This is a genomic window from Bradyrhizobium sp. cir1 (genome assembly GCF_014198245.1).
GTDB lineage: Bacteria > Pseudomonadota > Alphaproteobacteria > Rhizobiales > Xanthobacteraceae > Bradyrhizobium.
Genome location: NZ_JACIHE010000052.1, coordinates 1 through 15,007, shown reverse-complemented (window position 1 = coordinate 15,007; position 15,007 = coordinate 1). Strand labels below are relative to the sequence as shown.

Annotated in this window: 9 protein-coding genes and 5 pseudogenes; 4 read left to right on the top strand and 10 right to left on the bottom strand. The window is 59.5% G+C overall.

The annotated features are described in order from the left end of the window. The 4 genes and pseudogenes from GGD63_RS40515 to GGD63_RS39610 all read right to left on the bottom strand — a co-directional run. Nucleotides 1–102, bottom strand: a pseudogene (locus GGD63_RS40515) (ABC transporter permease); the annotation flags it as partial. A 4-nt stretch (nucleotides 103–106) separates the two neighbouring features. Beyond that, on the bottom strand, nucleotides 107–1,183 hold the full coding sequence (locus tag GGD63_RS39620) for an ABC transporter permease (RefSeq protein WP_183250609.1): 1,077 nt from the start codon (nucleotides 1,181–1,183) through the stop codon (nucleotides 107–109). A gap of 9 nt (nucleotides 1,184–1,192) precedes the next feature. Next, nucleotides 1,193–2,266 carry a BMP family ABC transporter substrate-binding protein gene (locus tag GGD63_RS39615; protein WP_183250612.1) on the bottom strand — a complete coding sequence of 358 codons (1,074 nt, stop codon included), beginning with the start codon at nucleotides 2,264–2,266 and terminating at the stop codon, nucleotides 1,193–1,195. Nucleotides 2,267–2,337: 71 nt separating this feature from the next. Further along, nucleotides 2,338–3,303 carry a dihydrodipicolinate synthase family protein gene (locus GGD63_RS39610; RefSeq protein WP_183250608.1) on the bottom strand — a complete coding sequence of 322 codons (966 nt, stop codon included), beginning with the start codon at nucleotides 3,301–3,303 and terminating at the stop codon, nucleotides 2,338–2,340. Between the two features lie 173 nt (nucleotides 3,304–3,476). Between GGD63_RS39610 and GGD63_RS39605 the strand changes: the two genes are divergently transcribed. Together GGD63_RS39605 and GGD63_RS39600 are read left to right on the top strand one after the other, a co-directional pair. Continuing rightward, complete coding sequence (locus GGD63_RS39605; protein WP_183250607.1) at nucleotides 3,477–4,289, top strand: FadR/GntR family transcriptional regulator; 813 nt, start codon at nucleotides 3,477–3,479, stop codon at nucleotides 4,287–4,289. A gap of 540 nt (nucleotides 4,290–4,829) precedes the next feature. Continuing rightward, nucleotides 4,830–5,300, top strand: a complete 471-nt coding sequence (locus GGD63_RS39600) for a lipase family protein (RefSeq protein WP_246785834.1) — start codon at nucleotides 4,830–4,832, stop codon at nucleotides 5,298–5,300. Between the two features lie 70 nt (nucleotides 5,301–5,370). Here the strand turns inward: GGD63_RS39600 and GGD63_RS39595 are convergent. Both GGD63_RS39595 and GGD63_RS39590 read right to left on the bottom strand, forming a co-directional pair. Next, a pseudogene (locus tag GGD63_RS39595) lies at nucleotides 5,371–5,823 on the bottom strand (transposase); the annotation flags it as partial. A gap of 200 nt (nucleotides 5,824–6,023) precedes the next feature. Further along, complete coding sequence (locus tag GGD63_RS39590) at nucleotides 6,024–7,076, bottom strand: IS110 family transposase (RefSeq protein ID WP_409334122.1); 1,053 nt, start codon at nucleotides 7,074–7,076, stop codon at nucleotides 6,024–6,026. 156 nt (nucleotides 7,077–7,232) lie between these two features. On the opposite strand from GGD63_RS39590, the pseudogene GGD63_RS39585 reads away from it, so the two are divergent. After that, nucleotides 7,233–7,534, top strand: a pseudogene (locus GGD63_RS39585) (IS630 family transposase); the annotation flags it as partial. Nucleotides 7,535–8,017: 483 nt separating this feature from the next. Here the strand turns inward: GGD63_RS39585 and GGD63_RS40730 are convergent. From GGD63_RS40730 to GGD63_RS39555, 3 genes and pseudogenes are all read right to left on the bottom strand, one after another. Next, nucleotides 8,018–8,827, bottom strand: a complete 810-nt coding sequence (locus GGD63_RS40730; protein WP_283812032.1) for an effector protein NopP — start codon at nucleotides 8,825–8,827, stop codon at nucleotides 8,018–8,020. A 911-nt stretch (nucleotides 8,828–9,738) separates the two neighbouring features. Continuing rightward, nucleotides 9,739–10,775 (bottom strand): annotated as a pseudogene (locus GGD63_RS40505) (AMP-binding protein). A 306-nt stretch (nucleotides 10,776–11,081) separates the two neighbouring features. Then, nucleotides 11,082–11,621, bottom strand: coding sequence for a hypothetical protein (locus GGD63_RS39555; RefSeq protein ID WP_183250601.1), 540 nt, complete (start codon nucleotides 11,619–11,621; stop codon nucleotides 11,082–11,084). A gap of 735 nt (nucleotides 11,622–12,356) precedes the next feature. Here GGD63_RS39555 and GGD63_RS39550 point away from each other — a divergent pair. Then, nucleotides 12,357–13,368: pseudogene (locus tag GGD63_RS39550) on the top strand (IS481 family transposase); the annotation flags it as partial. Nucleotides 13,369–13,686: 318 nt separating this feature from the next. Here the strand turns inward: GGD63_RS39550 and GGD63_RS40725 are convergent. Beyond that, nucleotides 13,687–15,007 (bottom strand): thioesterase domain-containing protein (locus tag GGD63_RS40725; protein ID WP_283812031.1); only part of this gene is annotated, 1,321 nt, incomplete at its 5' end.

The following is a 15,007-nucleotide window of genomic DNA, read 5'->3' as shown; positions in this document are numbered from 1 at the left end:
CAGCTCACCGATGCTCACGAAAATGAAGGGTGTCGACACACGGATCGCCCCACCCAGGATTGCGAGCGGCAGCGCCAGCCAGCCGATTGATGTACCGTCCATGCCTTTACCTCCGCGTCGTTTCTCGGAGTTGTTGCGCGATTGCATCTGCGACGAGGACGCAAACGAAGATCAGACCCTGAAACACCAGCATTGTCGCATCGGGAAGTCCGAGACGTCGTTGCAACAGGCTGGCGCTTGCCTGCATGCCGCCGATCAACAGCGCGACAGCGACAATCGCAAGCGGCTGGTGTCGCGCCAGGAACGCGACGAGGATTCCGCTATAGCCATAGCCAACGATGAGTGAGGAGTTGGCTGTCCCCTGCACGGCCGCCACTTCGATCGCGCCGGCAACTCCCGCCATACCGCCTGCCACGACCGAGGCGCCGATAATCCAGCGATTCACGGCAAGACCGATCATCCGCGCGACCCGGGCACTTCCGCCGACCACTCGCAGGGCAAATCCCCAGCGGGTGTAGCGGAGCACGACATGCGCGGCAATCGCCAGCAATAGACTGACGGCAAGGCCGGCGTGAACGCCCACACCTGGCAGCGTCGGCAGCGTGTAGGAGGGATCGATAGGGTGGGTCGACGGCTTGTCGAGACTCGCCGGATCGCGCAACATGCCTTCGGTCAAATGGTGGAAGACGGCGATTGCGATATAGGACAGCAGCAGACTCGAGATCGTTTCGTTGATGCCGCGGTATTGACGGAGCACACCCGCCAGACCGAACCAGAGCCCTCCGATCAAGGCGCCAGCCACCAACATGAGAAGTTGCATGGGAAGCGCGTGCGCTCCCGCGAACGGCAACGTCACAACGGCACCCGCAAGCCCGCCGAGCACCAATGCCCCCTCGCCGCCGATAATCACCAGCCCCGCTTGCGCGGGGATCGCAACTGCGAGCCCCACGAGGACCAAAGGAGCGGCGCGCGACAAGGTATCCTGCCAGGCGAAGCTGCTGCCGAAGCCGCCCTGGACGATCAGACCGAACACCGTGGCGGGGTTCTGTCCGTACAAGGCGACGAACGCCGCGAAGATGGCCGACGCGAGCATCACCGCCAGGACAGGCAAGGCGACACTGAGTTGGCCTGCGTTTCCCAGCGGTTTCGAAGGCACGGATTCGATTCCGGAGATCGAAGACAAGTGCGCCTCCTAGACTTGGCCGATGATGCCTTCGACGAGGTAATTGATGCCGTCGAGCGCACGGTCGTTGCTGCTCTGCATGACGCCGGCAGGGATGACGACGTTGCCCTTGTTGTCCTTGAGCGGGCCGCTGTAGATCACGCGCGTGCCGCCGATGAGGTCTGCCCGCGCCGTCTCAGCCGCTGCGCGCGCCTCAGGCGTAACCAGCTTTCCGAACGCACTGTTCTTGACGAAATGATCGCCAAGGCCGGCACGGAGATAGTGCTCGGGCTTCTTGCCGCCACGCACGCTGCCTGCATAGACAAGATAGGGCGTGATCCAGTTCCACTCGGCTCCGGTGAGATAGCCGTTGGGAGCCACATCGGCCTGACTTGAGTGGTAGCCGCATGACATGACGCCGCGCTTCTCCGCCGTCTCGATCACGACCTTCGGGCTATCGACCTGGGCGGCGATGACGTCGGCCCCCTGGTCGACCAGCGTGTTCGTCGCTTCCGCTTCGCGGACTGGAAGAACCCAGTCGCCCGTGAAGATGACCTGTACCTGAATCGCCGGATCGACCGAGCGCGCGCCGATCGCGAATGCGTTGATGCTGCGCAGAAGATTGGGCGTCGGCTTCGCAGCAACCAGGCCGAGCTTCTTGCTCTTCGTCATGTGGCCGGCCACAATTCCCGAAATGTACTGCGCCTCGAAGATGTAGGCGTAGAACGAGCCGATGTTCTCGGGCATGCCCGCCGTCCACACGCCGCCGGTGTGAGCGAAGGTAACGTCGGGATACTTTGCCGCCATCTCCAAAACGTGCGGCTTAAAATAGCCAAAGGATGTCGCCAGGATGAGCTGAGCGCCGTCCTGACGGATCATGCCTTCCATGCTGCGCTGGGCCGCGATCGTTTCCGGAACGCGCTCCTCCTCGATCACCTTGAGGCCGGGCTGCTTCTTCAGGGCCGCGGCGGCCTGGGCGTGGGACTGGTTGAAACCGTAATCCTGCTTGGAGCCGGAGTAGAGAACCCCGACGGTGAGCGGCGTCTCCGCACGGGCAACGGTGCTCTTGAGAATGACTGGTGCGGAGCCGGCAGCGGCCAGCATCTGAAGCACCAAGCGACGGTCGACAGGCTTCAAAGTCACGTTCCCCTCCGTTGAAGATTGCAATCAGCAAGTCACGACGAAATGCGTTCGGCAGCAGACAGCAGGCCGGGCGCACCACATGCAATGAGATCGGCTTCCAGCTCCCGTCTTTCAGCAGCGGACAGCGGCGTGACCGGCGAGCGCACGGCGCCGCCGGCAAGGCCGATCAGATCGCACCAATGCTTGACCGCCGCATTCGGCATGTGACCGCGCTTCAGCGGCTCCATGATCCATTTGTTGAAGATGATCCGTTGCGGCGCCAGTGAAGCACAGATGCGAGCTGCTTCTTCCGTCCGCCCGGCCGCCAACAGAGCCACGTAGTCTGCGATCGGGCGAAACTCGCCGCGTTGATAGAGGTAGGGCTCGGGGTCGGCATAAAGGATCGACTGACCCTCGCCCTGCATGTTGGCGAAGAAGTTCTCTTCCAGTGGGTCCGACACCAGCACGCCGTTTCGCGCAGCCTGGCGAAGCGCTGCGTTCTCGGCCGCGTTGCCTGTCGTCTTCAGGAGCTTGAGATTTGGTAGCGAGCAGAGCTGCGTGAACACGCCGGGATCCAATGGGCTGCCCGCGGCGGTTCGCGCGTTGAAGATGACGATCGGCATCTCCAAGCGGACACAGATGTCGTGCAGATACGCGAACTGCTGCTCAGGGGATCGCGGCCCGGAGGTTGGGACCATGAGCACAGCGTGGCTGACGCCAAGCCGACGCGCATGCTCGCCGAGATCGATGGTTTCTTCCACCGAGGGACCCGAGATCACCACGGAAATCCCAAGGCGCCCCCACGCTTCGTCCGCAATGACCTCGATGACGCGCTTTCTTTCCTGCAGCGTGAGCGACCAGACTTCGCCGATCAGCCCATTACAGAACACGCCCGCCAAGCCGGTTGCGATGTAGTGGCGGACGTTCCGGCGCACTCCGGCCTCGTCGACGGCACCGGACGCATCGAAGGGGGTGTGAATCGCCGCCCAGATTTCCACGGTGTTCTGTCCAATCGCCATATTCGCTCCCCTCAACGAACCGTCTATTCTATTTATCATGATAAACCGGATTTGCATGAATATGCCTGTTATGGGAGAAGTGTCAATCGACGAGTCGGTTCTTTCCCTGGCCCGCGCCAAGTTCGTTCCTGGACAGACCGTTTCAAGCTATTCCTAGACTTGGAGAATTCGGAATGACGATCGAATTGGAAAAATTGCCGCGGCCTCGGGCGCGGCTGAAAATTCAAAAGCGGGCCGACCTCGTTACCGAAGAGATCAAGCAGCTGATCACGCAGAAGAACCTTCGTCCGGGCGATAAGCTTCCCATGGAGAAGGAGCTTCAGCGGCTGTTTTCGGTCAGCAAGAGCACGATCCGCGAGGCGCTCAAGTCCCTGGAGGTGCAGGGACTGATCACGATCAGCACCGGCCCGACCGGTGGGGCGACGATCATGGAGGTCCCGCTCGAGCGCACCTTTCAGCTGTTGCAGAACTACCTGTTCTTCAAAGAGGTCAGCATGGAGGACATCTATGCGGCGCGTCGCTTGCTGGAGCCGGAATTAGCAGCCGGCTCGGTGCCATTTCTGTCGGAGGAGCAGCTCGACGCGCTGGAGCAGAACATTCAGACCTGCCAGCCGGCCTCGCAGGAGCCCTCTCTTCTGGTACGTCAACGCCAGGCCGATCTCGACTTTCACGACATCCTGGCTGCAGCAAACCCCAATCCCTTCCTGCGCTTTGCATGCGAACTGATCAACGAGATGCTGCGTCGGCTGGTTGTCTTCAGCACCCAGACGCCTCCGGAAGAGCACACGCGATTTGGATGCGCCAACGTCAAGATACACACGGAAATCGCGAAGGCCGCCCGTGCGCGCGACAGCGAGCGCGTGCGCGCGCTCATGAAGGCGCACATGGAGGAAGCTTCAGAATACGTGAAGCGGCTGGACGGCCGACTCGATGGTCGACTGATCCTGGACTCGGAAATGGCGCGGCGCCCGCGACCACTGTCGTGATGAACGTTTTCCTTGCAGAAGACGGTTAATTGAGCTCCCCGGCGGATCAGCTTTGCAGGCGGAGTTGGCGTAGCCGCACCATTTTCTGTCGAAGCGATTTCATCAAGCCACAACAAACTAATTCAGTTCCGCAGCAATACAAACCCAACCCGAAGCGGTCGTTCCCGTGGGGCAACTCACAAGCGCACTCATGGTGGCAGTTCGTTGCTAGTCGTTGAACGCAATGCCGGTTGCAGCTTCACCAGGTGGACCGGGTTCAGTAATGGAGAAGCTTATGCGTGGAATTCTCGTCGCGATTTGGTTGTTTCCGCTCACAACGGCCATAGGCGTTGGAATCTCGACGGGGCGAACCGAGCCCTCCCTACTTCCGATCAGAGCGAGGTCGGAGATTTGAACCTTTCACCTTTTATCGTTGGTCCGACACTCTGCCAGAGCGACCGGGGGTCATGCTGCGCAAGGAGGCGGCGCCAGCGCAGCCCGAAATAACAATCGCAGATCTCGCCCAGCGGATCCTCTACACGTCCGCCGATCTGCGCTGGAATGCCGGGTCATCCCAGTGAGCGGGACACTTTATCTGCAGGGACAGTCGACGACGGCGGCTGGCCACTGGTCGCCTGGGCGCATGGCACGCTCGGCGTATCCGACACATGTGCCCCATCATGGACTGGACACAAGCCGCGTGATGCCACCTATATCCAGCGATGGCTCGAGAACGCTTTCGCAGTTGTCGCCACGGATCACCACGGGCTCGGCGGACCGGGCCAACATCCTTACCTAGTCTGGCAGGCGGACGGCCGCTCTGCGCTCGATGCGGTGAGAGCCGCGTTGTCGGCGTATCCGGACACGATCGCACTGGCGGCTGCCACTCGCAGGTGGGAGGCGGTTGACGCGGTGCGGAAGCAATTGCCAGCGGGCGCAACGGCAAAGTTGTCCCAGCGCTTTTTGACGCGAGAGCGGATCGCAGGATTAAGACTGCGCCCCAATCACGCTTGCCGATTGAAGGATTTCTAGGAGGCCGCCTCAGTTGGCCCAAGGAACTATCAGCCTAGCAGCGCATCGCTACAATGCCCCCAGCGGAAAGGTAGCCGAAGCGAAGGCGCTCCTCGGCGATCGCCCTCATGGGTTGGCGCAGGGCGGCATCATCCGCCCGGGACGTCTGGTATCTTGATGGTCATGCGGCAACAGCCGATGGCTTTACACGCCCCCCGTTCGCTCATCCCGTGGGCATCCACGAGATGCTCGACAGCTTTCCGCTTCCCCGCGGGCGTCACCACTTCTTTCCCAACAAGTCCTTCAGCGCTTCATTGTCCAGCATGGCATCAGCCAGCAACCGCTTCAGCCGGGTGTTCTCGTGCTCCAGCGTCTTCAGCCGCTTGGCCTCCGAGACCTCCTTCCCGCCAAACCTGGCTTTCCATTTGTAGATACTGGCGTCACTGACGCCGTACCCCCGGCACAGCTCGGCAACCGAAACACCAGCCTCGTGCTCCTTCAAAATCCCGATGATCTGGTTCTGTATTCGGTATGCTTCTGTCAATCCCTTAAGAGCGCTGCCGCGGGTACCTTGCTTCTGTTCGTGGTCGGCAAAACCGCCACACTATGGGATTCGGTTGAATGGTCGGTTCAAGCTCTTCGGCGTAGTCACCCGACCTGGAGGGCGGACGCCACGACAGATCATACGAACTCGACCATCCCCACGCCCCGCGACGGGCGTCTCTTGGGATGGCGATGGCGTCCTTACGCCACCGCCGTCCATCGGAATTCGGTTCCATCAACCCACATTCGGTGAAGGACGACAGCCATCTTTCTGGCCAGCGCGACCTTCGCACGCTTGCTTCCTTGCCGGTGGGCAACACGCACCGCCCAGGCCTTCATCGGAGACCATCGGGTTGATGGCCTGAGAACGACGTTGGCAGCTTCGAACAGGGCTGTGCGCGTCTCTCCATCTCCGACTTTTGTGATCCGTCCCACCCGGTCAACCTCGCCAGATTGGTATCGCCTGGGTGTTAACCCGAGATAGGCGCCGACGGATTGGGAATGCAGGAATCGCCTGGGATCGTCCACAGTGGAGCGGAAGGTCAACGCAGAGACCGGGCCGATCCCCGGCATCGTCATCAAGAGCCGACAAGCCGGGTCACTGCGCACGGCCTTCAGAACCAGACGATGCAGTCGGGCGTACTCCCGCATCAGCGCTTCGCGTCCGGCAAGCAGCGGATTCATGATCGCCTCCAGTAAGGCGTCATCGCTGACCAACTCACGAACTCGCGCCGCAAACAGAGTCCGCGAGACGATTCCGGCTTTGAGACCGAGCGGACGCAGAAGTCCGCGGATGACTTGCTCTGCGGCAGCGATGGAGCGGATGATATGCTTGCGAGCAGTGGCCAGCGTCCGCGCCCTTTGGCTGCCGATGCTCTTGACGTGAACAGGCTTGAACCATCCCGTTCTCACCACCTGCGCGATCCCACGGGCGTCATTCCGATCGGTCTTCACCGGCATGGCCGAAAGTGACGCCTTAACGTGGCGGGCTTCCAAACTGACGGCTGGCAGCCCCAGTTCGATTAGATTTGCGATCAGCCATTCTGACATCGGTCCTGCCTCAAGGCCGACCCGTTCAACTTGACCAGCCCATGGTTCGAGGTACTGCACAATCGACGGCGCGTCCGCCAACGTGGTTCCCTCCCGGAGAAGCTTCCCGGTCTCATCCACCGCACATACGGCAACGGAATTCAGCGCAACATCGAGGCCGACGTAGATCATGGCTTTTCTCCTTTCCGGATGGAGTTGGTCCATGATCGTCAGCCAAAACGTGCCGCGCGGCAAATCGGTCAGGCGATCGGGACCGAATACCCCATCTCTTCCGAAAAGCGGCTGCGCTTCATGCTCTGGACCTTGTCTTGGGCCAGAGCGAACTTCAACCTGGATTAAGCCTGGGGGGCAACGTCAAAGGACAACTACGCCACGCTCAAGGCCCCACTGATCCGCAACTGGCTCGCCAAACGGCCGCGCTGGCATGTCCATCTCACGCCCACCAGTTCGTCCTGGCTCATCAGGTCGAGCGCTCCTTCGCGCTCCTCACCGATAAGAAGATCCGGCGCGGCATCTATCGCAGCATCCGGGCCCTGCGCGCAGACATTATGGACTTCATCACTCATCACAATGCCGATCCCAAGCCATTCAAATGGACCAAGTCCCCCGACGACATCCTCGCTTCCGTCGAACGCTTCTGCCGATACAATACTCAAGCCTAGGCATCGCAATGTCGCGAATTTCTGGTTCAGGACACTAAAGCAGAATGAGGTGGGTGTGCATCTGCTCCTTTTTTGATCTTTGCCATGCGTCCGCTGCCGGCGAGCGTTGCTCGATGAGTTGGCCCGACACTTCTCGAGATTACCGCCTACGAAGAAAACGGCCAACGAAGCCCTCCTCACCCAGTGAACCCGGAAAGATCCCGAGCCATTCTGATGGCGAGGACACAATGACGCTCGCGCCTGCCACAGGCAATCCGCTCCTCCCGCCCGGGCGGCAGTCGAAAACCCCGGCTGGAACCTGGGGTTTTCTTTTGTGCTATTATAGGCACCAACTCTCGTAAACCGCCGCGGCGCGATCAGTACAGTGCACCTCACGGATTGAGCCGAATTGGCTTCGGCTTCGTTCCGTCCAAGGCTCGATCGTAAGCCGCAGGTGTGGTCTGCGCTCCTGCTCCACCTCAATGGATTGGTGGAGATCTCACGTCACATAAAGTCTCCATCCGAGTCGGACTCTGATGAAGGTTCATCATCGCTCGGCGTTTTGACTTTGGAGAGATACGCCGGAGAATTGGTTGCGCGCTGCCATTCACCATCCCTATATCTCCACTGTCTGGACTGGCTGGGATCAAGTACCATATCATTGCGATCTACATCAACGAAGCCCATTTGTTCTGCACGGGCTCTCGCTTCGTCATTAGCAGGACGCCAGTTCACCAGCGGCCGTTCGCCGTCTTGCCGTAGTTGGTGTTCGAGCAGAATATCGCCGGCGTTGCCGACGAGCGGATGAGCAACCTGAAAATCCACGATTGATGTGACGTTAGTTCGTCCGGGGAACTGTTCTCGCCACCCTTGGCTGGTGAACTCAGTCGCCATAGGAAATCCGGCTTCCGTTCTTTGGAGGCCGACGCTCCTATTTCCTAGTTGGTAGCTGTAATATCGGGCGGCATCAGAATCCCTTCGGATCCCGAAACTTCTAGCGACATCCGCGGTGCGCCTAGCTCTTTCGGACACAAATTCTGAGTATTCCTGCGGATTGTTGGCGATATGATTGATTTCTTCACCATGAAAGCTCCTCACCCGTTCCCGGAATTCGGCTTGGTCGATCTCAAAAACGGGAGGTCTTGAAGTGAGGTAATAACTCGGCTGCGAGGATGAGCTGGCACCCGAATCCTGCAATCCCATTCTACCGAGCGCGTCCGCGAAATCGTCGGCATTCCTGTGCTCCGGGGAGCTTGCGTAATGATACTCATCATCGGATGGAACATCCGACCAATTGTTAATTCGACCGTCCATGACGACCACACTCCTATGGCTGTTGCATTGTGTTCAGGTCATTAGACCTGACTCCGCAGATAAGCAGCTTGTCTGTCCGTAAGCTGACGGCAAATAAACGGAAAACTAAATTCGCTGAAACGATGGGGCGAGCCGGCGAGAGCGCGCAGTTCGGCGCCGCGCTCTCCGGAGCGTCTTCATAACTCGGCCGAACTCGAGATCAGCGGTACGCGTCCGGTGACGGCCCCTGGTCAGGTCGTCTTGAGCAGGTGGCTGACCGCGCTTATGCGGCGTAAGCGAAGTTCGGAGGTCGCCAATTCCAGGGCATGAGCCCTCCGCGGAGAACGAGCAATACGCGCAGGGTAACTGATCACGCCGCGTTCGCCTTCGGCTTGCCGACGCGTTCGAAGAGGAAGCTCGACAATGCTTCGAACGTGTCAAAGCGATTTATCGTGCGGCCGCTATAGAATTCTTTGGAGAACCAGAACATGCGTCGGTTGAAGGTCAGCCACGCCGACGGCATCAAGACATAGTCGAAGACGGCTTCGTTTTTCTCGTCTAGCCGTACCGCTACGATCCATCCCCTGGGCCACCTCACGCGGTACTTGAGGGTCCATCGTAAGGGCCGGTTGTCGTAGTTGCGGCACCTCGCAACCCAGCAGCCACAACCACATAGGCGACAAGGTGCTTGTCGCCGCCGGGGCCCTCGTGCGCCACCAACACCGCCTCGCGCACGAACGGGTGCTCGGCAACCCGCGCCGCGATCTCGCCGGGCTCGATGCGAAGCCGCGGATCTTCACCTGATCGTCGTTGCGGCCCAAAAACTCAAGATTGCCATCCGGCAGATAGCGCGCCAGATCGCCGGTGCGGTACAGCCGGTCCGTCCACAAAGGGACTGGCGATGAACCGCTCCGCGGTCAGCTCCGGCCGGTTCAGATAGCCGCGCGCAACTCCCGCCCGTCAATGTAAAGCTCACCCGCCGCCCCAAACGGAGCCGGCTGGCCATGACCGTCCAGCAGATACACCCGCGTGTTCGCAATCGGACGGCCAATCGGAGGCAATTGCGGCCAGCATGATGGATCAGCCGCGAGATGGTGCTCAGTAACAACGTGGGCTTCCGTGGGCCCATACTGATTTAACAACCTTGCTCTCGGGTGCGTTTCGAAGAACGACCTGATCTCGGGGGTGGCTCGTAATTGCTCACCCGCCTGTATAAACTTCCCTCAAAGGTGGCAAGCAACGTCCCCCCGAGCGCACCAAACTTCTGCAAAATGATTCAAGGCCACGAATGGGAGGAAAAGCCTTTCGATCTTTTCTCTCCACACAAAGTCCAACAACTCGGAGAAATCGGCACGGATGTCTTCCCGCACTAGCATCAGTAGCCCGCCGTCCCTCCAGCAACTGAACAATTCCTGGAACGAGACGTCGAAATTCAAAGTCGTGAACCGAAGTGTACGTCGTTTTGGCGCGTCACACTCCGGCGAGGAGCAGATCAAATTCGCAAGCGAGCTGTGGGGCATTTCCACGCCCTTAGGCATGCCTGACGACCCCGAGGTGTAGATCACATAGGCCAGATGGCGCGAGGTCAGCCCGAGCGCGCGCGGGTCCGGATCCGATGCCGGCAGATTTGCCCATTCCGGCGTCCCGGCCGCGAAATCAACCACCGTCAGATCGGCCAGCGCCTCAGCGCCGAGCGCGGCGCGTCCGGCGGCATCGGCCAGCAGCAACTGCGGAGCGGCATCCTCCAGCACCTGGTGCAGCCGCGCCGACGGATAGGCTGGATCCAGCGATAGATAGGCCCGCCCGCCTTCAGGATCGCCAGCAGCCCCACCACCATCATCGGGCTGCGCTGCAGGCAGATCGCCACCGGCTGGTCCGGCTTCACTCCAATTGCGATCAGATGATGCGCCAGGCGGTTGGCTCGCGCATCGAGCTCGCCATAGCTTACGCGCTGGTCCTGATAGACCACCGCCACCGCATCCGGCGCACGGCCACCTGCGCCTCAAACAGCTCATGGATGCACCGGTCCGACGGATAGGCGGCAGCCGTCCGGTTCAGCTCCTCCAACAGATACGCCCGCTCAGAGGATGACAAGAGTTCAACCCGTCACACTGGCTGCTGCGCATCGGCCTTCACAGCACACAACAAATTCTGCAAATGCTGTGTCATACGCACGATCTGATTTGGCTCCAGGCGACTTGCATCAAAGTGCCATCGGAAGCTCCCATCCAGAGCGCAAATCTCGAGCGTTAGCAACTCACCGGAGCGAGCTATCTCAGAAACTGGAGCTCGAAGCCGACTCTTCAGCAGCAGAACAGCTCTCTCCCGTAACCGTAACGCCAACCGGCCAGGGACGGCGCAATCGTAGCGCCTCCACACCGCTCAACGTCGGGCATCGCGCAATAAGATCCCGCGCAAAAGTATCCTGCTCGTTCAGCTGAGCGAATTCGGCCGCGACCGCCGTGCGCGCCTCTGCGAAATTGTTATCGAAGCCGATGGTAATTGCCATCGGCACGACAGACGCGACAAGCACCTCGAGCGCTTTCGCGCCGGCTCGCGATCCATTCGGCACGGGAGTCCATCCCAATTGAAGCTCTGATTCCCCCGTGATGCGCGCGAGATAGACCAGCCAAGCAGCTAGCAAGAATTCCGCGCGATCAGTGGGAGATAGCTCAGCCAACGCACCCGGCATGAGCCAAGCGGTCGATTGCCATGTCGCCGGAGCCTTGCCTTCTAACGTCGAAAACGGAAGCTGAACTATCTTGAACTGCTCTAATCGCTGGCGCCAGAACTCTTCACGAGATGAACGACTCATGGGCAATTGTTGTGCTCCGCGCCTCAGCTTCGCTTAAGATCGGCAGGGGGTTGCCTATATCCATGCCGGCATTCCTCGCGAGTGGCCGCGCATCCACCGACCGACCATCTGAGCCGCCGAACCAAACATCAACATCCTCCGTACTGTCGCCACACGCCAATGGCCGGGGTGATTTCAAGGAGAGAGAGCCCGTCGATAAGCCCGAGCGGTTAGACGACACCTCCAAGCACCTGATTGCGACAACGTCATCGGTTTTACTATTGGACCGATTGAGAACGTCTAATCCGAACTCTTTAGCAGCGCCTACGAAGCGAGATGATCGTCACAGAGTTCTACGCATCTTAAGCAACCGACGTGCCAACGATGTTGCGCGAGAGTTCCTCAAAGAACATCGCACCTATAACCGCGGTAGAGGAGTTCTACTGTTCGACTTGAGGCATCGATGTGGTGAACCAGACAGCTCAAACAACAAAACCAACGACAAGGCGACGATCACCCAAACAAGCAACTGCGTGGGCGAAGATCCGTAAGCATCCATAGGCGTTGACAATAGATGTTGCAGGCAGGCGTCGGATGAGTTCAGCCTTCGGCATCCCTAGGACCTGTAGCGATCCCGCTCATCAGGCAAGGCGGCCCTCCATGAGAGGGATACGGTAGCGGTCGCGTCATCGGAGCTGGTCGGGGTTGCGGAGACGGCGCGAGCGCGGATGGCTCGCACCATTCGAAGGAAGCGCTATTGGACAAATTTTAAACGGCTGCGCCACCACGATGGAGGCGGTCCGTCGAGCAATACAAAATAGTCAAGAGAGCCTAAGAGCGTTGGCTAAGCGCTATAGGATCAATCCCAAAACGGTCGCCAAGTGGAAGAGGCGCGGCTCCGTCACTGATCTGAAGACAGGCCCAAGGAGCCAAAGTCCACCTCTCTATCGGTAGAGGACGAGGCCATCATCGTGGCCTTTCGCAAGCATACGCTGTTTCCGCTCGACGACGTCTCTACGCTCTTCAGGCCCCGATCCCGCATCTGACCCGCTCAACGCATCATCGATGTCTTCAGCGCCACAACATCTGGCGGCTGGCGGCTGGCGGCTGGCGGCTGGCGGCTGGCGGCTGGCGGACGTGGAAGATGGCAAAGGCATCGAACGCAAGTTCAAGAGCTACCCGATCGGCTACTTCCACATCGACATAGCTGAGGTCCGCACCGCCGAAGGCCGGCTCTATCTCCTGGTCGCCATCGATCGCACCTCGAAGTTCGCCTACACAGAGGTGTACGAGAAAGCCACCAGGCGCATCACCGCCGACCTCTTGCAGAATCTCATCAAGGCTGTGCCTTATAAGCTTCACACCGTCCTCACGGACAATGGCACTCACTTCACCGATCCGGCCCGACAGTTGGACCGCGGCTGACATCAAGGAGAAGATCGAGCGGAAGGAGTTCTTCTGGGCACATGCTTTCGTCGCGGCCTGCGCCCGCAACGATATCGATCATCGCCTCACCAAGCCCAAACGTCCCTGGATCAACGGTCAAGTCGAACGCATGAACACGATCAAGGACGCCACGGTCAAGCGCTTCCACTACGAGACTCACGCCGAGCTCCGCAGCCACCTCTCAGACTTCGTCAACGCCTACAACTTCGCCAAGCGACTCAAAACTCTCAAACGCCTCACACCGTTCGAGCTCATCTGCAGGGCCTGGATAAAAGAGCCAGAACGATCCAACCTCAATCCGCTCCAGCAACATCCTAAGCCATCATTGCAAATGGCACTCGCCACAATTGAGCAGAGCTGGATTTTATTCGGTGCTCTCGTCTGTAAATTTTGTGAGCTTACCTGTTCTGCAATCGAAGACTGCCCGGTTGCGGGACCCGCAGCACCTGCGGTACCACCCTTGTCAGCCAGCAACCGCTCGGCCTCAGTTATCGCGGATTCTCCAGGTCTGCCAGTTGCGCGGCGGCTTCCTCCGAGAAGGCCTCTGAGAGTTTTACCACATCGCCGACTCCCTGGTATTCAAAGCGTGGGCCTGCTCCACATCCCATGGCCGCCGCTCCTAATCGATGCCCGAACAAGGTTAGCTCGGCGGCACCTGCGATTGCTGCCGACGGTCTGGTGAATTGGTCAAGGCTATCGAAAGGCATCGAGCCAGAACTCGGCGGTTTTCTGGGGTGTTCATCATCGTCGTGTGGTCACCCGGAACGGACACGGCGTGAATGGCTTCGGCACGCAAAACCCTGTCCCAACCTAGCAAGGGCGAACTTGCTTCCTGACCTATTAGATCTCGTGCACGACGGCTGCGGACAGGCCCGTTGACATAAAACTGGTTGATCTCGATTCCAAGAGGTGGAGCTTCATACAAGTCCAGTGCCCTTTGGAACTGCGCCGCCTTTTCATACGTCAGAAGAAGGCTTTCCAGATCACGATCCAGGGGTATCGCCCCAATTTGCTGTGCCTTTTGAATCAATTGGCCAATCGAGCTTTGTTCAGCAAATCGTTCTAAGACTCGGAAGCTCTCATCTTCCAAGAATTCCAAAGAATCCAGTAGCACTTCCCGTACCATTTGAGCCGGCGATAAGCTTCGTCGATTTGCAGGTAACGCAGCATCCATGAAGGCCATGAATGACACAGCTTCATTCAGATTCAGTAAGTGCTGCGCAATTGCGTAAGCCAAAATTGCCCCTGATGAGTATCCAGCAAAGCGATACGGTCCATGTGGCTGGATCTCTCTAACTGCTAGCATTACTTCCGCGGCTATTGCCTCAAGAGTTAGTGGACGTTCGTCGTCGAAATGCGGCCATGCCAAAGCATAGACCGGACAGTCGACGTCCATTTCCTTGACGAGGGGGAGGACATAGGAACAATCGCCCAATCCCGTGGGAACAAAGAAGAGCGGTGGCTGTGATCCCGTTTCCAGAACGGAAATCACTCCCGGACTACTGGGCTGTGGCTCCAAATGAACCTTCAATGCAAGTTCCTTCAGAACAGGAGCTTGGAAGAGATCGGCGGCGGTAAACTTGAACCCGGCATCGAGCGCTCGACTGAGAAGCCGCACCGCCACCAGCGAGTGCCCGCCCAGTTCGAAGAAGTCGTCGTGGCGTCCGACCCGCTCCACACCGAGCAGCTCGGCCCAGATCTGTGCCAGCGTGATCTCGATCTCGCCTTGCGGCGCCTCATAGGCGGCGCGCGCATACGCCTCATCGTCCGGCACAGCCAGCGCCTTGCGGTCCAGCTTGCCATTCACCGTCAGCGGCAGCGCCGCCAGCCGCACGAACGCCGATGGCACCATGTACTCCGGCAGGCGCGCACTTATGTGCGCGCGCAAGGCGCCGGCAAGCTCGCTTCCCTCCAGCTCGTTCGAAGCTGCTTCCGGCACGCACACCACATAGGCGACAAGA